20 protein-coding genes are annotated in these 21,940 nt (G+C 40.3%); 10 read left to right on the top strand and 10 right to left on the bottom strand.

The features are described from left to right. Positions 1–22 precede the first annotated feature (22 nt). Positions 23–748, top strand: coding sequence for a dethiobiotin synthase (bioD, locus tag CXF95_RS07835; RefSeq protein ID WP_101198167.1), 726 nt, complete (start codon positions 23–25; stop codon positions 746–748). Positions 749–930: 182 nt separating this feature from the next. On the opposite strand, the gene CXF95_RS30465 is transcribed toward bioD, so the two are convergent. Together CXF95_RS30465 and CXF95_RS30470 are read right to left on the bottom strand one after the other, a co-directional pair. Then, positions 931–1,149 (bottom strand): hypothetical protein, encoded by a 219-nt coding sequence (locus tag CXF95_RS30465; protein ID WP_232787713.1) that lies wholly within the window; start codon positions 1,147–1,149, stop codon positions 931–933. Between the two features lie 228 nt (positions 1,150–1,377). After that, positions 1,378–1,527 (bottom strand): hypothetical protein, encoded by a 150-nt coding sequence (locus CXF95_RS30470; protein WP_232787714.1) that lies wholly within the window; start codon positions 1,525–1,527, stop codon positions 1,378–1,380. A gap of 43 nt (positions 1,528–1,570) precedes the next feature. Here CXF95_RS30470 and CXF95_RS07845 point away from each other — a divergent pair, with 43 nt between their 5' ends. Continuing rightward, complete coding sequence (locus CXF95_RS07845; protein WP_101198168.1) at positions 1,571–2,299, top strand: class II aldolase/adducin family protein; 729 nt, start codon at positions 1,571–1,573, stop codon at positions 2,297–2,299. A gap of 468 nt (positions 2,300–2,767) precedes the next feature. On the opposite strand, the gene CXF95_RS07850 is transcribed toward CXF95_RS07845, so the two are convergent. From CXF95_RS07850 to CXF95_RS30475, 3 genes are all read right to left on the bottom strand, one after another. After that, positions 2,768–3,685, bottom strand: a complete 918-nt coding sequence (locus tag CXF95_RS07850; RefSeq protein ID WP_101198169.1) for a chemotaxis protein — start codon at positions 3,683–3,685, stop codon at positions 2,768–2,770. 876 nt (positions 3,686–4,561) lie between these two features. Next, on the bottom strand, positions 4,562–5,260 hold the full coding sequence (gene pepE, locus CXF95_RS07855; protein ID WP_101198170.1) for a dipeptidase PepE: 699 nt from the start codon (positions 5,258–5,260) through the stop codon (positions 4,562–4,564). Positions 5,261–5,266: 6 nt separating this feature from the next. After that, positions 5,267–5,440: a hypothetical protein gene (locus CXF95_RS30475; protein WP_232787783.1), complete on the bottom strand. Its 174-nt coding sequence runs from the start codon at positions 5,438–5,440 to the stop codon at positions 5,267–5,269. Between CXF95_RS30475 and CXF95_RS07860 the strand changes: the two genes are divergently transcribed. From CXF95_RS07860 to CXF95_RS07875, 4 genes are all read left to right on the top strand, one after another. Further along, on the top strand, positions 5,388–5,816 hold the full coding sequence (locus CXF95_RS07860; protein WP_232787771.1) for a low molecular weight protein-tyrosine-phosphatase: 429 nt from the start codon (positions 5,388–5,390) through the stop codon (positions 5,814–5,816). The genes CXF95_RS30475 and CXF95_RS07860 overlap by 53 nt on opposite strands. Before the next feature lie 135 nt (positions 5,817–5,951). Then, positions 5,952–7,295 carry a class II 3-deoxy-7-phosphoheptulonate synthase gene (locus CXF95_RS07865; RefSeq protein WP_101198172.1) on the top strand — a complete coding sequence of 448 codons (1,344 nt, stop codon included), beginning with the start codon at positions 5,952–5,954 and terminating at the stop codon, positions 7,293–7,295. A gap of 106 nt (positions 7,296–7,401) precedes the next feature. After that, positions 7,402–7,632: a FeoA family protein gene (locus CXF95_RS07870; protein ID WP_101198173.1), complete on the top strand. Its 231-nt coding sequence runs from the start codon at positions 7,402–7,404 to the stop codon at positions 7,630–7,632. A gap of 113 nt (positions 7,633–7,745) precedes the next feature. Next, positions 7,746–9,560, top strand: a complete 1,815-nt coding sequence (locus CXF95_RS07875) for a ferrous iron transporter B (RefSeq protein WP_101198174.1) — start codon at positions 7,746–7,748, stop codon at positions 9,558–9,560. A gap of 1 nt (position 9,561) precedes the next feature. Here the strand turns inward: CXF95_RS07875 and CXF95_RS07880 are convergent, their stop codons facing one another. After that, positions 9,562–10,035 (bottom strand): NYN domain-containing protein, encoded by a 474-nt coding sequence (locus CXF95_RS07880; protein ID WP_101198175.1) that lies wholly within the window; start codon positions 10,033–10,035, stop codon positions 9,562–9,564. A gap of 447 nt (positions 10,036–10,482) precedes the next feature. Between CXF95_RS07880 and CXF95_RS30480 the strand changes: the two genes are divergently transcribed. Next, on the top strand, positions 10,483–10,653 hold the full coding sequence (locus CXF95_RS30480) for a hypothetical protein (protein ID WP_157828103.1): 171 nt from the start codon (positions 10,483–10,485) through the stop codon (positions 10,651–10,653). Between the two features lie 166 nt (positions 10,654–10,819). Here the strand turns inward: CXF95_RS30480 and CXF95_RS07890 are convergent, their stop codons facing one another. From CXF95_RS07890 to CXF95_RS07905, 4 genes are all read right to left on the bottom strand, one after another. Further along, a complete protein-coding gene (locus tag CXF95_RS07890) occupies positions 10,820–12,406 on the bottom strand; it encodes an ABC-F family ATPase (RefSeq protein ID WP_101198738.1) in 1,587 nt (528 codons plus the stop codon). Between the two features lie 144 nt (positions 12,407–12,550). Continuing rightward, a complete protein-coding gene (locus CXF95_RS07895; RefSeq protein ID WP_232787715.1) occupies positions 12,551–14,629 on the bottom strand; it encodes a DUF3488 and transglutaminase-like domain-containing protein in 2,079 nt (692 codons plus the stop codon). A 14-nt stretch (positions 14,630–14,643) separates the two neighbouring features. Beyond that, entirely contained in the window at positions 14,644–15,732 is a 1,089-nt protein-coding gene (locus tag CXF95_RS07900) for a DUF58 domain-containing protein (RefSeq protein ID WP_101198178.1), read from the bottom strand. Positions 15,733–15,740: 8 nt separating this feature from the next. Continuing rightward, entirely contained in the window at positions 15,741–16,661 is a 921-nt protein-coding gene (locus CXF95_RS07905) for a MoxR family ATPase (RefSeq protein WP_101198179.1), read from the bottom strand. A 176-nt stretch (positions 16,662–16,837) separates the two neighbouring features. On the opposite strand from CXF95_RS07905, the gene CXF95_RS07910 reads away from it, so the two are divergent. From CXF95_RS07910 to CXF95_RS07920, 3 genes are all read left to right on the top strand, one after another. Further along, positions 16,838–17,404: a Negative modulator of initiation of replication gene (locus CXF95_RS07910; RefSeq protein WP_101198180.1), complete on the top strand. Its 567-nt coding sequence runs from the start codon at positions 16,838–16,840 to the stop codon at positions 17,402–17,404. A gap of 18 nt (positions 17,405–17,422) precedes the next feature. Next, positions 17,423–19,075, top strand: a complete 1,653-nt coding sequence (gene pgm / locus CXF95_RS07915; protein ID WP_101198181.1) for a phosphoglucomutase (alpha-D-glucose-1,6-bisphosphate-dependent) — start codon at positions 17,423–17,425, stop codon at positions 19,073–19,075. Positions 19,076–19,301: 226 nt separating this feature from the next. After that, a complete protein-coding gene (locus CXF95_RS07920) occupies positions 19,302–21,773 on the top strand; it encodes a glycogen/starch/alpha-glucan phosphorylase (protein ID WP_101198182.1) in 2,472 nt (823 codons plus the stop codon). Positions 21,774–21,940 lie beyond the last annotated feature (167 nt).

The following is a 21,940-nucleotide window of genomic DNA, read 5'->3' on the forward strand; positions in this document are numbered from 1 at the left end:
AGCAGTGTTAAATAGGATTTCTATGGGACATTTATCAGTTAAACGCCGCGCGTTTTTTGTAACCGGCACAGATACCGAAGTTGGCAAAACATTTGTGACCGAAGCACTGCTTATCTTACTCAATCAAAAAGGCTTACTGACTGCAGCATACAAGCCGATAGCTGCCGGCTGTAAGGTGACCCCTCAAGGGCTACATAATGAAGATGCCCTAGCCTTACAGAAACTTTCAAGCATTGAACTCAGTTATGACGAAGTGAATCCTATTGCCTTTGAAGCTGCTATTGCACCACACTTAGCCGCCCAGAACCTACGAGAAGACGTCACTGCCCAACCTATCTCAATTGATACCGTGCGCGAAGGGTTTAACTGTTTATTGCAAAAAAAACCTGATGTGTTGATTGTAGAAGGCGCAGGGGGGTGGCGTTTACCCCTTGGTATCGATTTTGAAGGCAAGCCAAGATACTTGTCAGAGTTTGCAGTTGAACAAAACCTATCTGTTATTTTAGTTGTGGGTATGCGTTTAGGGTGTTTGAATCATGCGGTATTAACCGCTGAATGTATCCGTAACGATGGCTTAAAGATAGCAGGTTGGGTAGCGAATCAAATTGATCCAGACATGCCATTTTTAGACGACAATATTGAAAGTTTAAAAACGCTTCTAAACGCACCGTTTATTGGCACTTTACCTAGGCTTACTTCACCAACTGATGCTGGTGCACACCTGGATTTATCTGTTTTAAATTTGTAGATGTCGCAAGTGTTGTCTACCAATTACAGCAGAGTGAAGGGTAAAACTGCTGTAATTTACCCCTTAGCTTCTAGACGCTAAGGGGTACTTGAAGTGTTTTTTTTATACACCTCTGATCTTGTAGTCGGATGCATGTGATACTCACCCATCTACTTTAAACTGCAAGCGGGTCGGTATTCGAGCTAAGAACGTAAAACGTTCACAAATTGAAGCATTGCATTGGCAAATTTATGATCCGTCATCGCGAGTGCTTTTTCACCAACCACAAATTCCATAGCACAGCTATTGGAAGATTCGTAATTCCAGAATCTGTCTGATAGCCACATACCCTGGTCTAAGGCTATTTTGTCTCTTGCAGATGTTGCTTTGTTAGCAGAAGCGTCAAGTAATATGTGAAACATGTTTGTGTGGGGTATGACAGGGTCGACTTGTAAGGAATATGACGAATCGAGTCTGCTAGCATTTTCGCTTTTTTGATAAATGCAGGCATCTTATTAATACGTTTATCAATTAAACGTAATGCATCGTATATAAGTGGCCAAGAACCCACCGCAAATATCATCTGATGTGAGTGGCTCGCGCCATTTTCCGATTACCTTAGCCGAACATCCATGGGCATATTGATAGCCCTATTCTCCATGCAACAACAACTGTGAAGATGGGTGTAGTAATAATCGGTCACTATTCGTTTGCTGCCCATGTATTCTAGCCGCAATACCCTGTGCCAAGGTGCCAGTGGGGAACCATAACGCGGCTTCCATTCCTAATAGTTTAGCCATCTCTAGAGATGTAATCGACTGAAACCTATTGAGGATAAGCAAAATGCAAACAGAACAAGAATTACGTGTCGATCTGGCGGCTGCTTTTAGACTTATCCATGAAATGGATATGCATGAGTCGGTCGCCAACCATTTGAGCGCAGCGGTATGCCCAGACGGTAAACAGTTTCTTATGAACCGTCGTTGGATGCACTTTTCAAATGTCACTGCTAGCAACCTACAGTTGCTTGATAGTGAAGACGATAACATTATGCAGACTAACGAAGCCCCTGATGCTTCAGCTTGGAGTATTCATGGTAATGTGCATGCGTCATTGCCCGAAGCTCGGGTTATTCTGCATCTGCATTCTACCTATGCGACGGTACTCTCAACGTTGAAAGACCCACGTGTATTGCCGATTGATAACAATACCGCACGCTTCTACGAGCGAATTGCTTATGATAAAAATTTCGGTGGTATTGCCTCCAGTGATGAGGAAGGCAAACGCATCGTGAATACTCTTGATGGTAAAAAATCTTTGATGATGGGTAATCACGGCATTACCGTTACAGGGGAGACGATTGCCGAAGCTTTCGAGGATCTTTATTATCTGGAAAAAGCCTGTAAGACTATGGTGTTGGCTCATTCAACTGGGCAGCCTCTCAATATTCTTCCTCATGATCTTGCTCTAAAAACAGCAGAGATTTGGGATGAGTTTCGAGGGCAGTCTTATGCTCACTTTGAGCAGCTAAAAGGCATGCTCGATAAAAAGGGTAGCTCGTATCGGGAGTAAGAACTGAATTATTGATCTTTACTATGTATATAGGATGTCTTCGTCAGTTTTTTTAATGCACATCCAAAACAGTTTGTTCATCATGTTGGGCTCGGTTGAACTAAGCCCAATATGCAAGGTTATGTTGCCGACTATGAACAGAATTATGATAATCATTGTTTGAAGACGAAAAATAGTAAAAAAAAAGCCTGATTTAAAATCAGGCTTAAAATAAAGAACACACATAAAACTATATATTCAGAGGGGTAGTAACAGCATAAGTTCCATTCGTTGTTAATTATTTTTCATAAGTGCTGCCTAAACTCTGACAATACGTTTTAGGTTCATCCTCGGAACTAAGTTAAGTGTAAGGTTAATTCGCACTTTTAATTACCAATCACCTTCTTGAACAAAACGAACCAGCCAAGACGTCATTGATCGACAAATCTATTAACAACCGACAAATCTAATAACAAATGAAATTCATATTTAAGGTATGGCTTTATTATCTTTAGTCGGATTATTGATAAACTCAACACCACGCAGCATTGAAAGAACCAATTCTTTTGCGTCGAATTTTGTTAAGGCTTCATTTGCACCGACTTGGTGAGCTTGGCCAACGCTAATTGCACTCGATAAAGAAGTGTGCAGAATGATATAGGTAGCTGCAAGTTCTGGCGAATTGCGCACTTCAAATGTGAGTTCATAACCGTCTAAACCTGGCATCTCAATATCAGAAACTAACAGATTAACCGGATGCCCGTTGGAGGCTTGCTCACGCATATAGGCCAGTGCTTTTTGACCGTCGTCTGTCACATGAAATGGTACATGGAGCAACTCTAAAACATCGGTTAGTTGCCGCCTAGCTGTCAATGAATCATCAACAACCAAGATATTCATTGGTTTAAGTTGTTCCCGTTGAAAATCAGTAACCACAGCCATTGCCGCATGTGGATCGGGTGGGAAAATTTTATTGAGAAGTAACTCAACATCTATTAGTTGGATAAACTCGTCTTCAACCTTGACAGTCCCAGTAATAAATACACCTGCTCCCAGACTTTTTTCGGGTTGCTTGATTTCACGCCAATTGGTTTCAATTATTTTGTCAATTTGGCTAACAATAAAACCAACTACTTTTCGTTGGCAATCGGTCACAACGATAAAAGACTGGTCGAGTTTGCTTTCTGAAATTGGGCCAAGCCCTATCACTTCAGCCATATCGATCACTGCGATAGTTTTATTACGAATGCTTAACACACCTTTAACCCCTGGTTCTGAGTTAATCATAGCTGTTACAGCTTTATACGGCACCAGCTCTTGGATCTTTAATGTACCCAAAGCAAACTGACGGCCATTCTTTAGGCGAAATAGTAATAGCCCTTGTGAGTAGTTAGCTTTAGAGGCCAATACTTTCTCCTGTGAATAGAATAATCAAGATGTACAAGTCGAATCGGCCAAAACAGAATTAACATGAGCGTCCAGTTAATTCCCTGATCGTTGAAGGCGAAAAGTTGTCAAAAAAAAGCCTGATAAGAAATCAGGCTTAAAATGGTAACACACATAAAAACTTTATATTCAAAGGGGATGTCACAGCTTAAGTTCCATTTTGTATTAATTATTTTTCAATCCATCTTCTCCCATCGCTGACAGAGCATTTTAAGTTAAGCTGCAGAATTAAGAAATTGGACTGGTTGATGTGTTGAAGACAAAAAAGGGCAAAAAAAAAGCCTGATAAGAAATCAGGCTTAAAATGGGAACACACATAAAAACTATATATTCAGAGGGGGAGTCACAGCTTAAGTTCAATTTTTTATTCATTATTTTTCAATCCATGTTGTCCCATCGCTGACAGAGCATTTTAAGTTAAGCTGCAGAATTAAGAAATTGGGCTGGTTGATGTGTTGAAGACAAAAAAGGGCAAAAAAAAAGCCTGATAAGAAATCAGGCTTAAAATGGGAACACACATAAACACTGTATATTCAGAGGGGGAGTCACAGCTTAAGTTCAATTTTTGTATTAATTATTTTTCAGTCCATGTTGTCCCATCGCTGACAGAGCGTTTTAAGTTTAGCTGTAGAATAATATGTGGAATCTCTTTAAGTATTACGACCCCAAAAGGCTAGGAAGCTATCTATCTCATCACTAAATCGTTAGTAATCGATGTTGGCTCGTGGCAACCTAAAAATTAACGAAATTCCTGTTGGTTTGAAACACTGGGGGAAGATCCCGTCTCCAGTAGATTTAAGCTAGTTTAAAATCGTAAATTTTATTCATGGCTAAAACTCAAGCATCCAAATACCCACTCAAATCCTGGTATTGCTGGATTACACGCTGTGATCCACCTTCAAATATAACCCCATTCAATTCCCCTTTTAATACAAGTGAATTACCTTGCAACAACAAAGCTCCTCCTTCACGAATTCCAATCACTGGCATCTCTGGATTTAATATACAAAACTCCTGAATACGTTGAGCCCGCTTTTCACCGTTGTGCCCAGGAGCTTGATAGTCGGTGTAGTGGGGATTGAGTTGAAAAGGTACTAAGTTGAGTGCTGCAAAACTAGGTGGTTGTACTATGGGCATGTCGTTGGTGGTGCGAATGCTATTACCGCAGATGTTTGAGCCTGCGCTCCAACCCACATAAGGTGTGCCCTTGTTGACTTGGCTTTTTATTTTGCCGAGTAAGTCTTGATGATACAACTCGTTGAGTAAATTAAAGGTGTTACCGCCACCTACTAATATGGCTTGAGCGTTTTCTAATGCTTGATGGGCGTTTGCGTATTGATGAATACCTTTTACTTGATAGCCGGGTAGGGCATGTTGCACTTTAGTTGTGTAGTCGTCCCAACTGACTGATACGCCAGCAAATGGAATAAAGAGTAGTTCTTTTATATTGGGTAAATGTTGATTAAGCATGGGTATAGCATGCTGTAGGTAATCTTCATTGGCCACTCTAGAACTGCTTAGCATGAGTACATTCATTTTAAATTAATCCGTTTTACCACTAGACGCACAATTATAGACAGCTAGAATACTTTGCATAGGAAAAGTCTTAGGAAAACCAATGGCAGCTAACACAACTTCAGTACTTTTTGTTTGTTTAGGTAATATTTGTAGGTCGCCCAGCGCTGAAGCTGTTTTTAAGAAAAAAGCAGCTGACATGGGGTTGATTCTCGAAATCGACTCTGCTGGCACGGCGGGTTATCACAAAGGAGTTGCGCCAGACAAACGTTCCCAAGCAGTGGGTATGGAAAGGGGTTATAGTTTTAAAGGATTAAAGTGTCGAAAAGTGGTGGTTCAAGACTTTGAAAAGTTTGATTATATTTTGGGTATGGATAACCAAAACATCGAAAATTTGTTAAAAGATTGCCCTGAAGAGTTTCAACATAAGGTGTCATTACTTTTAAGCTTTGGTGCATCTGAAGAACAAGAAGTGCCTGACCCTTATTACGGCGGCAAAGGCGGTTTTGAATATGTTTTAGATCTCATTGAACAAGGGGCTGATGGCTTTATTGAGCATCTTAAATCTACTGCGTAATAAGTTAGCTATTTATATTTCAAAAATAAACGCATTTGTGATTGAAGTTTCCGCTCATACCCTCTAAATTCTCGTCCCAGTTTGTCGGTACAGTTTCTAATCGACTACCTTACATCTATTTTACAAGGAAAAATCGTGAGTCATTGGCAACCAGATAGTTGGCGTTCAAAGCCCATTTTGCAACAACCTACCTATGAAGATAAACAACACCTTAAACAGGTTGAAGATACTCTTGGCGGTTATCCTCCTTTGGTGTTTGCTGCTGAAACTCGTGCTCTTTATAAGCAGTTAGGTGATGTAGCAGAAGGTAACGGTTTCTTATTGCAAGGTGGCGATTGCGCTGAATCTTTTGATGAATTTAACGCACCAAAAATTCGTGATACGTTTAAAGTTATTTTGCAAATGGCCATAGTGCTGACCTATGCGGGTCGTTGTCCGGTGATTAAAGTGGCTCGAATGGCAGGGCAGTATGCTAAGCCTCGTTCAGGTGATTTTGAAACAATTGATGGCGTGTCTTTACCTAGCTATCGTGGCGATATTATTAACAGTTTTGAATTTACAGAAGCATCACGTAGGCCTGATCCCCAGCGGATGATTGAAGCTTATCATCGTGGTGCGTCTACTCTCAATTTATTGCGTGCTTTTGCTCAGGGTGGTTTAGCTGATTTACATGAAGTGAATCGCTGGAATATGGCGTTTGTAGAAAATAATCCTTTAAAAGATCGTTATCATGACTTAGCTATGCGCATTCAAGATTCGTTAGAATTTATGAATGTCATGGGGATTAATTCAACCAACACACCTACTTTACATGAAACTAGCTTGTATACCTCTCATGAGGCTTTGCTACTGAACTACGAACAAGCTTTGACTCGTGTCGATACCTTAACGGGTAAGTGGTACAACTGTTCGGCACATATGTTGTGGATTGGTGAACGAACTCGTCAACTTGATCATGCACACTTGGAGTTTTTCCGCGGCATTCACAACCCTATTGGTGTGAAAGTAGGGCCTAGTATGCAAGAAGATGAATTAATTCAGCTGATTGATGCTCTCAACCCAAGTAATGAACCTGGTCGCTTGACTTTGATCACCCGTATGGGCGCAGACAAGCTTGAGCAGAACTTACCTAAACTGTTACGCCGAGTGAAACAAGAAGGCCGTAAAGTGGTGTGGAGCTCTGATCCTATGCATGGCAACACCTTTAAAGCTTCAAGCGGTTATAAAACTCGTAACTTCGACGCTATTCTCCGTGAAATTCAACAGTTTTTTTCTGCACATAAAGCCGAAGGCACACATGCAGGTGGTATTCACTTAGAGATGACAGGGCAACATGTGACTGAGTGCACAGGTGGCGCTTACAAAATTAGTGATGACGATTTAGCTCAAGCCTATAAAACTCAATGTGATCCGCGATTAAATGCTGATCAAGTATTAGAAATGGCGTTTCTTGTGGCTGACCATTTGCGAGACGCATAAAAAGACTAAAATATGCCGCTTTGCGATGTGTCTGATTGCAATGCGGCTGCTTAAAATGTTATAAATGATAATCGTTTGTATTTGCATTTTATGATCAGGTAATCGTATGACTCTTTGGGAAATCAAAAAAAATCAATCTGCATTTATCGACAGTCTTGATCCCAATCTTATTCCCGCAGTATTTGAACGTCTAAATGAAATGGGTTTTGCCGCAGGTCAAATAATTCAATGTCTGCGTCGAAGTCCTTTAAAAGGCCCTCTAGTATTACAGGTTGGTGATTGTGTTTATTCTTTAGAGCAAAGCATTGCGGACCGTATCAATATTAGTGTGGCTTAATAGGGATGTTTGTGTTGCTCATGTTAGCTGTTTTCACTCTATGTTGATGCTTGTTTTTTGTTGCCTCTAATGCCAACCAACTTACTACCTTTATTCCCTCTGAAAGGCACCCAATGAAAAATATCATCTTGGTTGGTAAACCCAATTCTGGCAAGAGCCTGTTGTTTAACCAGCTAACAGGAATGCGCCAAAAAGTGGCTAACTTTCCTGGCGTTACGGTTGAGTTAAAAAGTGGCAAGTTTGACGAATACCAATTGATAGACTTTCCTGGTACCTATTCATTAAAAAGCTTGTCAAAAGACGAAGAGCTTGCCATCGAAAAGTTGCATGAGGCGATGCACAGTGATGCTACTTCGATAATTGTGTGTAATTTAGATGCAACCCGTTTAGAACGCAGTTTGGTGTTTGGACTACAAGTAAGGGATTTAGCGTTTGAACATAACAAAGGGGTGATTTTTGCGCTGAATATGATTGACGAAGTGCAACGTTTTAGTCATCACATTGATACCGACAAATTAGCCCAAGATCTAGGTTGTGCGGTTTTTGCCCTTTCAGCTAAAACCTTAATTGGTTTGCATGAATTCAAACTCGGACTTATCGATGCGGCTAAACATTCACAGAATTTTGTGCCAAATAAAACTAACGATGCACAGATGCCATTGTTAGAAATAAGCCGAGAATTATCTCGTCGCTATGGCATCAGGGCTGATGTGGTTTTGAAACAGCAAAATAAAATTGATGATTTTTTGTTAAACAGTGTTTTTGGTGGATTGATGTTTTTAAGCATCATGTTTTTGTTGTTTCAGAGTATTTTTACTTGGGCCAGCCCATTAATGGATGGGGTTGAAACCATCATGACTGAGTTGGCGATGCTCAGTAGTCAAGTTCTTCCTGCTGGGGTAGTAAACGACTTTGTCACCGACGCTATGTTTGGTGGTGTTGGCTCATTTTTGGTTTTTGTGCCGCAAATAATGGTGCTTACTTTGATCATTGGCTTGCTGGAAGATAGCGGGTATTTGGCTAGAGCAGCATTAATTTGTCATAAACCTTTAAGTTATTTTGGTTTATCAGGTAGAAGTTTCATCCCTTATTTGTCCGGACATGCCTGCGCTATTCCCGCTATTATGGCAGCGCGAACGATAGAATCACCGCGAAAGCGCCTTATTACTATGATGACCATTCCGTTGATGTCATGTTCGGCTCGTTTACCTGTATATGCTTTGTTAATTGCGGTGTTGATCCCCGACACACAATATCTAGGTGGACTGATAAACTTGCAAGGTATTACTTTCTTTATTTTGTATTTTATTGGTATCTCAACAGCATTATTGGTCAGTACCTTACTGACTAAACTGACTGATTTAGATAAAGATAAGGCAGAGATGCCGTTTATATTAGAATTACCAACCTATCGTTTACCTCATTGGAAACCCCTGATCCATAGAGTGTTAAGCAGTGCTAAGCAGTTTATCAGACGGGCCGCACCCATTATTTTTATGGTCTCAGTCATCATATGGGTTTTAGGCTATTTTCCACAAAATGGTGATTTACAGTCATCATATTTGGCGTCGATTGGGCAATGGATTGAACCAATATTCGAACCCTTAGGATTAGATTGGCGTTATGGTGTGGCGATATTAGTGTCATTTTTAGCGCGAGAGGTATTTGTTGGCGCACTGGGTACTTTATTTGGTATTCAAGGCGCAGATGAAAATATAGCAGGATTGGCTGCCAATATTCAGCAAGATGGTCTAGCCCTAGGGGCAGGCATCGGTCTGATGTTGTTTTATGTGGTGGCACTGCAATGTGTTGCTACAGTGGCCACGATTAAAGGTGAAACCGGTAGTGGCAAAATAGCCTGGGGATTATTTGTGAGTTACGGATTGCTGGCCTATTTCATCGCATGGATTGCGGCTAGTTTTATCTAACTTACTGTAATAGATCGGCTTCTATTTTGAAAAACTCATCCGTTGCATTCACTAAGGATGTGGCGGTCAGTTTCGGTACACCATAGACTTGGGTTTTACAGCCATATTTTTTACTCACTTTTTTGAGCAATAAATCAAAATCCCCGTCACCGGACAATAAAACAATGGTATCTGCATCTTCTGCCGCTTCTAACACATCTATCGCTATGCCTACATCCCAATCGCCTTTGGCTGAACCATCGCTGCGTTGGATATAAGGTTTTAATTTAATATCAAAGCCAATGTGTTTGAGTGCGCTTTGAAACTTTTGCTGTTGTTCATCACCTTTATCAATAGCATAAGCATTGGCCATAATAATGTCGCCTTGGTGTTGAATATGTTGCCAGAATCGACGGTAATTAAATTGGCGAGAGTAGGCTTGGCGAGTGGTGTAGTAGATATTTTGTACGTCAACAAAGATGGCGATTTTTTCCAAAGTAGATCACTCGTAATTAATAAACTGAACCAATGATAACATCTTTAATGTTTTGAATAATGTGCAGGTAGTTGACCATTTAGTCTAATTAACAGTTGACTAATTAATAAAAGGTAAGTATGTTGCTCTTCGGTTTGTAGAATATCTTCAATACAAACCTCCAATGTTATGTCTTTCCTTGATCCAGTCAGCCAACATTAAAAACGTAATCTTTAGGTAGCGCCGTATAGGTAAAGACCAAAGAATTACAATAACAAGCTGAATTATCGTACGACGAATTAATGGGCATTAAACATCGTAGCAAACAATATTTGCAGGTGTCTCATCGAACAAAAAACTTAAGGTTTTAGTAGTATCGTCAAAACTGTAATGAGCTTATTTTTAGTTTTAACTATTGATGGCTTCTTTTTTTGAAGCACAAAATAGTCATATTTAATGAGTTTTATTATGTCTTATACATATAACGGAACACAGATTTCGGTAATGTGCCCAGTGCACAACATTTCTGTGAACAAACATAAAGTGGCATTTGCCGACAAATGTGGCCAGAAAATGGGCACCTTCGCAAATACCTCTGAAGCAAAACAATTTGTCTCTTGGTTACTTAATATAAAGTAGCCAAGACAGCTACGAGACTCGTGTTACGAGCGATTAGCTAAAGACAAAAAAATAAATAAAGGCATCATTCTTAACAAATGATGCCTTTTTTGTTTGACAATAAAAAGTAACTTGAAAACATATTTTCGAAGCTCGAAGCTCGAAGCTCGAAGCTCGTTTGCTATCGTTAGACCCCTAGACTTGCCAAGTAACTCTCGTAGTCACCTTTGAAATCAACGATGCCATCTGGTTGCATGTCGATAATACGCGTAGCTACTGTGGATACAAATTCTCTATCATGACTGACAAAAACCAAAGTGCCTTTGTAATTTTCTAAAGCTAAGTTCAAAGACTCGATGGACTCCATATCTAAGTGGTTGGTAGGTTCATCCATCACTAATATATTGGGTTTTTGCAGCATTAATTTACCAAACAACATACGCCCTTGTTCACCACCTGAAATGACTTTGACTGATTTATTGATGTCATGTTGCGAGAATAATAATCTACCCAAAGTACCGCGCATGATCTGTTCGTCGTCACCTTCTTGGGCCCATTGGTACATCCAATTCATCAGGGTTTTATCTTCTTCAAAATCAGCGGCATGATCCTGTGCATAATAACCAATGTTGCTGTTCTCAGACCATTTTACGCTACCGGCAGTTAAGTCCGTTTTACCCAATAAACATTTAAGTAAGGTTGTTTTGCCCACACCGTTTGGACCAATAATAGCCACTCTTTCGCCCACTTCGATCATCAGATCCAAGTTTTTGTATAGTTCTGTATCGTATGCCTTGGCTAAACCTTCTACTTCCACAGCTAATCGATGTAATTTTTTGGTTTCTTCAAAACGAATAAACGGGCTTTGACGACTAGAGGGTTTCACCTCATCCAATTGAATTTTATCAATCTGCCGTGCACGGGATGTGGCTTGTTTTGACTTTGATGCGTTTGCTGAGAAACGACTCACAAACGCTTTGAGCTCAGATATTTGTGCTTTTTTCTTGGCGTTGTCTGACAATAGCTGGTCACGAGATTGTGTGGCTGCTGTCATATATTCATCGTAGTTGCCTGGAAATAAACGAATTTCGCCGTAATCAATGTCTGCCATATGGCTACAAACAGAATTTAAAAAATGCCTATCATGAGAAATAATGATCATGGTGCAGTTACGTTCGTTCAGCACGGTTTCTAACCAGCGGATAGTGTTGATATCCAAGTTGTTGGTAGGCTCATCCAGCAACATAATGTCAGGGTCAGAAAATAATACTTGGGCAAGTAACACCCTAAGTTTCCAACCCGGCGCAATTTCGCTCATAGGACCAAAATGTTGCTCGACAGGAATACCCACGCCAATCAATAATTCACCGGCTCTAGATTCGGCAGTGTAACCATCCATTTCGGCAAATTCATTCTCTAAATCGGCCACTCTGATGCCGTCTTCTTCAGTCATTTCAGGATTGGAATATATTGCATCCCGTTCAATTTTAACTTTCCAAAGCTCACCATGACCCATAACAACAGTGTCAATAACACTGCAATCTTCGTAGGCAAATTGGTCTTGTTTTAGTTTCCCAATTCGTTCGCCTGGGTCGACAGACACATTGCCACCTGAAGGCTCTAAGTCACCACCAATTATTTTCATAAAGGTTGACTTACCACAACCATTTGCGCCAATTAGGCCATATTTATTGCCATTGCCAAATTTTGCTGAGACATTTTCAAATAAAGGCTTTTCGCCAAATTGGATTGTAATATTTGCAGTTGTTAGCAATGTCAGTACCCCAGTATTAATATTCAACTATCGTTTGCCACCACGTACCTTAAATTGATGACGTGTAAGATGGCAAAAATTCGGCGCGTATTATGCCATAAAAATTGCGGTATCGCTAAGGGAGCAATGGTTCTTTTTGATGTTTTAAGCTTTGCTTTTTAGCAACTCAGTTTTTAATCGGGCTAAATGACCGCGCATCAAACGATGACATTGTTTAATGCTCAGAACTGACGTTCCAGTACTTTGCTTCTTCTGGTAGGTTAATCTTAAATAGAGTTGGGTTAGTTGAGAAAATGGGTCACTCACTTTATGTGAGTAGTGTTCGTTAATGTGTTGACTAAACGCAGTCGGACCTTGCCAATTGGCCCTTTGGGTTCCTGCTTTTGCAAAGGCATGCAATGCTTTTATATACAAATGTTGGGTTGTACCCAGACGATTTTGTAACCAATGAGGAAGAAAAAACAAGCTCAGTAACATACCGATAGTGAATACTATTCCTACTCCTAAGATAGATAAACGTTCTGGGGTTAACTTTCCTAAAATAGATTTGAATAGGTCGCGCTGCTTTTGGCTGTTAAATCCTAATACCCAACGACTCCAGTTGTAATCTATATCTGCCAAAAAGAGTCGTATATTATTGAGCCAGACTATATTGGCTAGTCTGGCAAGAGAAAAGGGTGAATCAGCCAAAAAACTACCTTCTTCTAGCATCGCTTGTTGTAAACCAAATTCTATTCTATCCGGTGATACAAGGGCTGTAGGGTCTATTCGTTGCCAACCCGCATTATCACTCCATGTTTCTACCCACGCATGTGCATCGTATTGGTAGATACTCAAATAAGGCGATTTTCCGTTATTTTCTACTAATTCACCGCCTTGATAACCTGTCACTATGCGGGCAGGAATACCACCTAATCTTAGGGCATAGGCCAATGCGCTGGCGTAGTGGCTGCAAAAACCTGCTTGATTATCAAATAAGAAGCGGTCAACCGGATCTACCAGCATAACATCAGGTCGTAAGGTATAAACAAAGGGGTTGTCAATAAAGTGACTTAACACTGCTTCTACAAATTTGTTGTTGTCTTGGAATTTTGCGCGCAAGTTACTGACCCATTCTCGCGTTCTGTTGTTGCCCGTTTCAGGTAACCTCAGATTAATTTGTTTGTCGGTTACGGTAAGTGCTTGATTGGCCAATGCTTCAGGGTATGAACGCACCGCGTATTGATATTTGCTCACCACAGGTTGGCGATTAAACAACAGAAAGTCACTGCTTTGCATTATATTTCTTCGGCTTTGGGTATCTGCCGGCACAGCTATGTCTAATGCAAACAACCAAGGTTGATTGGTAGGCTCGGCGATCACCTCATAATCAAAAAAAGGGCCGGTCAATTTAGGCTTAAATTGCTGTTTTGTTTTTAATTGAAATTCTCGCAACTTGTGACGATAGGCATGGACTTTCCACGTTTTTCCATCAAAGTCTTCCATCACAATGGCGCGCCAATATCTACGCCGGGCTATTGGCGGCGTGTCTTCGAATGTTGCTCGAAACGCCAATTCGCTTGATTGAGAAAGGGTTGCGATATCGCCTGGGGTGATTTGTTCTGAGAGTCCTGTTTGCGCACCTTTGGATTTTGGGGTGTGCCACAGTGGTGATAACTGGGGCAGAACCAAAAACATTAACAAGCCTATTGGTAAAGCCTGTAAGCTTAGTATAGAAACGGTTTTTAATTGTTTGTGCATAGTGTTTGAAGGGGCGTGATAACAAGCCAAACTTAATAACAGCGCCATACACATCAAGGCATAAAATAGACTAAAACCTATAGACTGATTAAAAATAAAACCGCAGCCAATCAAAAAAAACAAACTAATGACTAACTGATACACGTCTTTTTGACTGCGCATTTGCATCAGTTTTAAGGCACAGGCGAGGATTAATAAATTAACCATTCCAAATAATAAACCGTCACTTAAAGCTGAGTAAATTAATCCTAGGATACTTAACACCGCTAATAAGTTTAAGGTACGAATCGACGGTAGGTGTCTGTAATAATTGTAGTAAATTGCGCCTCTGATTACCGCGGCGCAGGCAACCAATAACAATATCCAAATAAGTATCGAAGCAAAAAGACTAAAACTGACACATACCAATATCGCCGCCAATAATAACAATGCAATATTTTTAGAGGACTGCGGGGTGCCTTGATTTTTAAGTTTTTGTTGCAACCTGATAAACATCCTTAGGGGCTCGCTTCAGTAAAGTTGGCTAATGCAAGTAAACAAGCGAGTCGATGCCCAGCACCACTATTGGGTGCAATACATTGTGGGCCTAGATCTAATCCAAAGGTTCGTTGGGTTCGGCTCAACTCAATTACCTGATAACACAATTCACCAAGCTCTTTGTCTAGAGCAATTTTGTCTAAGGCTAGATTATCCAACTCTGTGTCCAACACTATACTGGGGGATAAGGCTTTATTTTTATAATCCGTAGATAGTTTAAGCCAACCTATTTGATTGCTAATAGAAGAAAATTGTTTGCTAACCATACCTCGCCCCTTAGCCAGTTGTTTCCATGCGACATGGTTTAACGGTTCGCCTACTTGGTATGCTTTTAAATGAGAAAAATCATCGTGACCGGCTTGTTCATTGGCTATTCCACCACTTTTTTTAGCACTATTATTATCATTAATATGCAGTTGTATCTCGCAAGGTAAGGGTTTGGGAAAAACAGTGATTTCGTGAATAAAAGCCAAATGTGTCCAACAACGGTACAAGCCCAAAGGATAAAAGCTTTGAACTGTGACTCTAGATAATGTCAATTTTCCTCTTTGATGACACTTTTGGCTTAAATATATTGGATTAGTCAATGCATCTGCATCTACTTCAGTACTTTGTTGATCATGTCGAAATTTGGTTTTTTTTGTGGATTTATGCTGATTAGTTTGGAACTTAAAATGTAACAGTCCTTTTGTCGCAGATTTAGCACGGTTGTTGTTATCGATGTTGGCATTTAACCACAAAGGTATCTGCAAATTATCACCTACAAATACTTCATGGCACTTACCAATTTGTAAATCGATACGGGCAAAGTTGATATAGCTAGCTAATAAGTTGACTAAAAATATTGCCAATAAAAAATAACACAGTAACAACATCAAGTTATTTTGATAGTTAGTGCCAAGCAAAAATAGCAGTACGCACAAAGACAAAAATAATAGGCCAAATTTAGCTGGGAAAATAAAAATGTTGTGATGGTTTAAGTGATGTTGCGAGGCTGCAGGGATGCGTTTATTTAACCATTTGTTCCAGTAACTTTGTAGTAAGGTCATAACCGAGCCTAGGCTGCAATAGGATCGATAGCTTCGAGCAAGGTTTTGCTTAAACTGCCTTGAGAGCTGAAGTCGCTTGAAGCACTCCGTAATCGATGTTCCGCTACTGCCGGGAGTATGGCTTGCACATCTTCTGGAATGATGAAATCTCTGTTATTGATAAAGGCCCACGCTTTAGCTGAGCTTAGCAAAGCTTTAGTTGCACGTGGTGATAGTGGGTTGGCGAATTGGTTGCTTTCGCGGCTAAACGTGACCAAACGTAATATGTAATTGAGTAATTCATCTGAGGCATGTACTCGTCTGGCTGCCTCCTGTAATTCAATAAAATCGGCTATACTCATTACCGTTTCAACATCATGTTGCACGCCACCTAACTGAGTCTTTAACATGCTTTTTTCTGCTTCTTTGTCTGGATATCCCAACTGAATACGCATTAAAAAACGGTCCAATTGAGACTCGGGTAGAGGATAAGTGCCTGATTGATGCATGGGGTTTTGTGTGCCAATCACAAAAAACGGTGAGGGCAGTAGACGGGTTTTACCGTCCAAACTGACTTGTCTTTCTTCCATGGCTTCAAGCAAGGCACTTTGCGTTTTCGGGCTAGCTCGATTAATTTCATCGGCTAGCACCAGTTGATTAAAAATAGGCCCTGGGTGAAAGCGAAAAGTTTGTTCGTTGTTATCATAAATGTTGATCCCCAACATGTCTGCTGGCAATAAATCTGATGTGAATTGGATACGAGAATATTCCAAACCTAGTACTTTGGCCAAAGTATGTGAAAGGGTGGTTTTCCCCATACCGGGTAAATCTTCGATTAACAAATGGCCATTAGCTAACAAACATGTCAGTGCCAATTTAACCTGTTGTTGTTTGCCAATTAACACCTGACAGGATTGCTCTATGGCCATAGCGAATTTGTTGTGCAGCATAGGGTAATGGGTATCCGGTGGATTTAATAGATTGTACGAATCCATATTTTAGCGCAAATAACGCACGTTTTCGGTGGTTTAGCTAATACTTGTGTATGAAATGGAATTAAACGATGAATTGATTGCGTCAATCCGTATAATATTAGTCATGTGCACCGTTTAAAAAAAATAATCTCATGAAAAGTATTCAAATAGAAGATGATCTTTACCACTTTATTGCTTCACAGACACAAGATATCGGCGAAAGTGCATCAGATATTTTACGTCGTTTAGTTATGCCTGAGTCGCTGCTTAACCCAAAGCAAGGAAGTAGTGCTGATGAGCCCCAGCCTGTCTACGCTATAGATAATGATGAAAGTGATGTTAAAAGCGCCGAGCAAGTTTGTCAGGCAGCGGCTGTGTTTAGCGAACTTGAAGGGCAACAGTTGCAAGCTATTCCTAAGATGGTGGAGAGATGGTTGTTGGTATTATCCATTATCCACAAATATCATACCCAGCAATTTACTAAAGTATTGGGCATGAGTGGACGTAATAGAACCTATTTTGCCACCGACAAAGACACGCTATTAGCGACCGGCAGTAGTACTAACCCTAAAAATGTGCCTGGCTCAGAATATTGGGTGATCACCAATAACAATACTGTAAAGAAAATCAATATGCTCAAAGAAGTCGCTGAGCAGGTGGGTTTTAACTTATCTGAAATTGAACAATTGATTGCAATACTTGCCCCTGAACATGTTTAATAAAAATTAAGGATCATTATGGCTCTACATCCAGAAGCAGGAAAACCCGCTAGTAAACAACAGTTGGTCAACGTTGCTAAGTTGACTAGCGCCTATTACACCCATCAACCAACAAAAGGTGATAGAACTCAAGCTGTCACTTTTGGTACGTCAGGACATCGTGGTAGTGCATTTTTAAACACCTTTAACGATATGCATATCGCTGCTATTTGTCAGGCGTTAGCTGAATTTCGAAAGGACCAAAATATTACGGGTCCTTTATATATGGGCATGGACACCCATGCTTTATCTGAAGCGGCGTTTTCAACCGCTGTCGAAGTATTAGCAGCAAACGGCGTTTCTCTGGTAGTCCAAGAGAAACGAGGTTATACCCCTACACCCGTGATTTCCCATGCTATTTTGCAGCATAATGCCGACTCTTCAAAAGACCGAGCTGATGGTGTGGTAATCACCCCATCACATAACCCGCCAGAAGATGGCGGGTTTAAGTATAACCCACCTCACGGTGGACCCGCAGACAGCGATGTAACCAATCTTATTCAGCAACGTGCCAATGAGATCATCAGCAATGACATGGCTGATGTGCAACGTATGAGTTTAGCCGCCGCCTATGACTCTGATTATGTAACAGAAATTGATTTTTCTGAGGATTACATTGCGCAGCTTGACCAAGTAATTGATATGCAAGCCATTGCCAAGGCGGGATTAGTTTTAGGCACAGATCCACTTGGCGGTGCAGGTTTAGGCTACTGGGACAAAATAGCCGAGCGTTATGGGATCAACATCGAAGTGGTTAACCGTAATGTTGATCAGCAATTTGGCTTTATGCGCCGAGATAAGGATGGAAAAATCCGTATGGACTGCTCATCACCTTATGCCATGGCCGGTTTGATTGATTTAAAAGACAAGTTTGATGTGGCCTTTGGCAACGATCCTGATTTTGACCGGCACGGCATAGTCACCCCTAAAAGTGGCTTAATGAATCCAAATCATTATTTAGCTGTGGCCATTCAATACTTATTTCAACACCGAACAGATTGGCCAAAAAATATCAAAGTCGGTAAAACCTTAGTGTCCAGTAGTATGATTGACCGTGTGGTGGAAAGCCTAGGCCGTGAATTGGCTGAAATGCCAGTAGGGTTTAAATGGTTCGTGCAAGGTTTACTGAATAGCGAAATCGGTTTTGCCGGCGAAGAAAGTGCTGGCGGTATATTTTTACGTCGAAATGGCAAACCATGGGCAACCGACAAAGACGGGATCATCATGTGTTTATTGGCGGCTGAAATTATTGCTGTTACAGGTAAAGATCCTGGCGAACATTATCAAGCACTTACCGAGCAATTTTCATCACCTGTGTATACGCGTATTGATGTAGCTGCCAATCATGCCCAGAAACAAGTATTAAGCAAAATGGACAAAAGTGTTATCCAATCCACCGAGCTTGCAGGTGAAACTATCACCAATATTCAAACTCACGCTTCGGGTAACAATGCGGCCATTGGAGGAGTGAAAGTCAGCACTGAAAATGGCTGGTTTGCAGCGCGCCCATCTGGCACTGAAGAAATCTATAAAATATACGCAGAAAGTTTTAGTGGTTCTGAACATCTTGATTTATTAGTAAGCGAAGCCCAATTACTGGTCGAACAAGTGTTTAAAGCCGCAAATGTGTAAATAATAAATCCAAATTGATAATGAAATGTACAAATCATAGGTATTATTATGTGAATACCTATGATTTTTTGAATATTTAACGTTTATTTAACAAACTATTGCAGAAAATCCTGCTAAAACTACCTCATTAAATTTATCTGTAATTTTATTACGTCATTTAAATCCTGATCTAGACAAAATACCTCAGGGTAAGTGACATCTGAATAAAGCTAATTTGAGGTGTGATATGAGTGCAAAAAATACATTTTCTAAACCATCTTCTTTACCAAAAAATACTATAAAAGATGCAATTGTTAGACATTTACATTGTTCATTAGGCACCGACGAAAATAAAGCAAACAACCACGCTTGGTGGAAAGCCACTTGCGCCTCAGTACAGGAACATGTGTTGGAGCAACTGCGTAAAACTCAAAAATCACATTATTTAAATGATACTCGTGCGGTACATTATTTTTCCGCAGAGTTTTTAATGGGCCGTTTAATGTCCAACAACCTGCACAATTTAGGTTTGTTCGAACAAACCGATCAAGCCTTAAAAGAACTAGGTGTTAACCTCACTGACATTATGGAAGAAGAGCCGGATATGGCGTTGGGTAATGGCGGTTTGGGGCGTTTAGCCGCATGTTTTATTGATTCACTGGCAACACTTGATATGCCAGCTGTGGGATATGGTTTACATTATGAACATGGTTTATTCCGTCAAGAAATCAAAAATGGTGAACAAATAGAGCGTCCAGATAGCTGGCGTGATTACGGCAACCCATGGGAAATATGTCGCCCAGAGTCAATCCAAGAAATTCCCTTGTATGGCTATGTTGAAACCAAATATGGTGAGAATGGTGAAATTAAAAAAGAATGGCATCCAGGGTTGATTGTTAAAGGGTTACCTTGGGATATTCCAGTAGTGGGCTATGGTGGTAAAACGGTGAATGTTTTGCGTTTATGGCAAAGCCAAGCGTCAGATTATTTTAACTGGGATGTATTTAACGCCGGTGGATATGTAGATGCACAGAAAGAAAACGTGCAAGCTGAGACGATTTCTAAAGTCTTGTACCCCAATGATGAAACTGAAGCGGGTAAAGAGTTACGTTTAATTCAACAATATTTCTTTAGTGCCTGTTCACTAAAAGATATTATTCGCCGCTATAAAAGAGCTCACGGAGATGATTGGAGCCGTTTTTCCAGTCAAGTGGTGATCCAATTGAACGACACCCATCCCGCTATTGCCATACCTGAATTGATGCGAATTTTGTTAGACAGAGCTGAGCTCAATTGGGACAGTGCATGGAAGATTTGTAGTAAAACATTTGCCTACACCAATCATACGTTATTACCCGAAGCGCTAGAAAAATGGCCTGCTCGTATGTTTAAAAAAATTCTACCAAGACACTTAGAAATCATTTACGAAATTAATCACCACTTTATGAGTGAAGTAGAAAAAGTATGGCCGGGTGATAATGTCATAAAGCAGAAGTTATCGATCATCGAAGAGGGTAACGAAAAGATGATACGCATGGGTAACTTGTCGGTGATTGGGTCTTTTGCTGTTAACGGTGTAGCTGAAATTCATTCGGCGTTAGTGAAGAAAAACCTGTTCCCCGAATTTCATGAAATGTGGCCAAATAAATTAACCAACGTCACCAACGGTATTACACCGCGTCGCTGGTTAAAGGCATGTAATCCTAAATTATCTGCCTTGATAGATGAAAAAATTGGTAATGATTGGCCGTTGCATCTAGAAAAACTAGAGCAACTGAGTCAGTTTGCTGACAATGCTAAGTTTCAAAAACAATTTATGAAAATAAAGCATGAAAATAAAGTGGCGCTGGCAAAAGAGGTGTTAGCGTTAACGGGTATAGAAATTAATCCTAAAGCTATCTTTGATGTGCAAATTAAACGGTTACATGAGTATAAACGCCAACATCTCAACCTTTTACATATCATGGCGCTTTATCGTCGTTTGTTAGAAAACCCTAATTACGACATGCAACCTAGGGTCTTTTTATTCGGCGCTAAAGCCGCACCTGGCTATAAATTAGCGAAAGACATTATTTATGCAATCAACCAAGTGGCTGAAAAAGTGAATAATGACAAACGGGTAAACGGCAAAATCAAAGTGGTGTTTTTACCTAATTATCGGGTCAGTTTGGCCGAGAAAATCATCCCCGCTGCTGATGTTTCTGAACAAATTTCTACTGCTGGCTTAGAAGCCTCAGGTACAGGAAATATGAAGTTATCATTAAACGGTGCATTAACCGTGGGCACGTTAGACGGCGCGAATATTGAGATCGCAGAAGAGGTCGGTGATGAAAATATTTTCATTTTTGGTCTAAACGTAGATGAAGTGCATGAACTTGATAAAGTGGGCTACAATCCTTTTGACTTCTATTACAACAATAAAGAAATTAAAGCAGTTTTAGATTGGCTTGAAACTGATTATTTCACACCAGGTAAACCTGGTGCATTAGCATCCCTAAAGTATAGTCTGTTAGAGGGGGGAGACCCTTACAAAGTGTTGGCTGATTTTGAGTCCTATTCCGATGCACAGCAAAAAGCCGATAAGGCTTATGGTGATAAATCCGGCTGGGCAAAAATGGCAATACTCAATACCGCACGTATGGGAAAATTTACTTCAGATCGTTCAATTAAGGATTATGTCGAAAAAATTTGGCAATTAGAGCCATGTACAGTAGAGTAAATTTTTATACTTAGGCGATTTAAGACAAATTATAGGGTAATTTCACCTAGATTAACAAAAGCTCAAACAAGTGTTTGAGCTTTTGTTGTTATAAAATTAGGGAAAATACTCTAGCTAAAGTATTATTCTTTAGTCTATTTTCGTAAGTATTAGCATCGACCATTGAG

This window comes from Paraglaciecola sp. MB-3u-78 (assembly GCF_002835935.1).
Taxonomy (GTDB): domain Bacteria; phylum Pseudomonadota; class Gammaproteobacteria; order Enterobacterales; family Alteromonadaceae; genus Paraglaciecola.

Coding starts and splice junctions, on each gene's coding strand:
- bioD (WP_101198167.1), top strand. CDS start 23: ATGGGACATTTATCAGTTAAACGCCGCGCGTTTTTTGTAACCGGCACA.
- CXF95_RS30465 (WP_232787713.1), bottom strand. CDS start 1,149: ATGTTTCACATATTACTTGACGCTTCTGCTAACAAAGCAACATCTGCA.
- CXF95_RS30470 (WP_232787714.1), bottom strand. CDS start 1,527: ATGGCTAAACTATTAGGAATGGAAGCCGCGTTATGGTTCCCCACTGGC.
- CXF95_RS07845 (WP_101198168.1), top strand. CDS start 1,571: ATGCAAACAGAACAAGAATTACGTGTCGATCTGGCGGCTGCTTTTAGA.
- pepE (WP_101198170.1), bottom strand. CDS start 5,260: ATGAATGTACTCATGCTAAGCAGTTCTAGAGTGGCCAATGAAGATTAC.
- CXF95_RS30475 (WP_232787783.1), bottom strand. CDS start 5,440: ATGTCAGCTGCTTTTTTCTTAAAAACAGCTTCAGCGCTGGGCGACCTA.
- CXF95_RS07870 (WP_101198173.1), top strand. CDS start 7,402: ATGACTCTTTGGGAAATCAAAAAAAATCAATCTGCATTTATCGACAGT.
- CXF95_RS07875 (WP_101198174.1), top strand. CDS start 7,746: ATGAAAAATATCATCTTGGTTGGTAAACCCAATTCTGGCAAGAGCCTG.
- CXF95_RS30480 (WP_157828103.1), top strand. CDS start 10,483: ATGTCTTATACATATAACGGAACACAGATTTCGGTAATGTGCCCAGTG.
- CXF95_RS07900 (WP_101198178.1), bottom strand. CDS start 15,732: ATGACCTTACTACAAAGTTACTGGAACAAATGGTTAAATAAACGCATC.
- CXF95_RS07905 (WP_101198179.1), bottom strand. CDS start 16,661: ATGCTGCACAACAAATTCGCTATGGCCATAGAGCAATCCTGTCAGGTG.
- CXF95_RS07910 (WP_101198180.1), top strand. CDS start 16,838: ATGAAAAGTATTCAAATAGAAGATGATCTTTACCACTTTATTGCTTCA.
- pgm (WP_101198181.1), top strand. CDS start 17,423: ATGGCTCTACATCCAGAAGCAGGAAAACCCGCTAGTAAACAACAGTTG.
- CXF95_RS07920 (WP_101198182.1), top strand. CDS start 19,302: ATGAGTGCAAAAAATACATTTTCTAAACCATCTTCTTTACCAAAAAAT.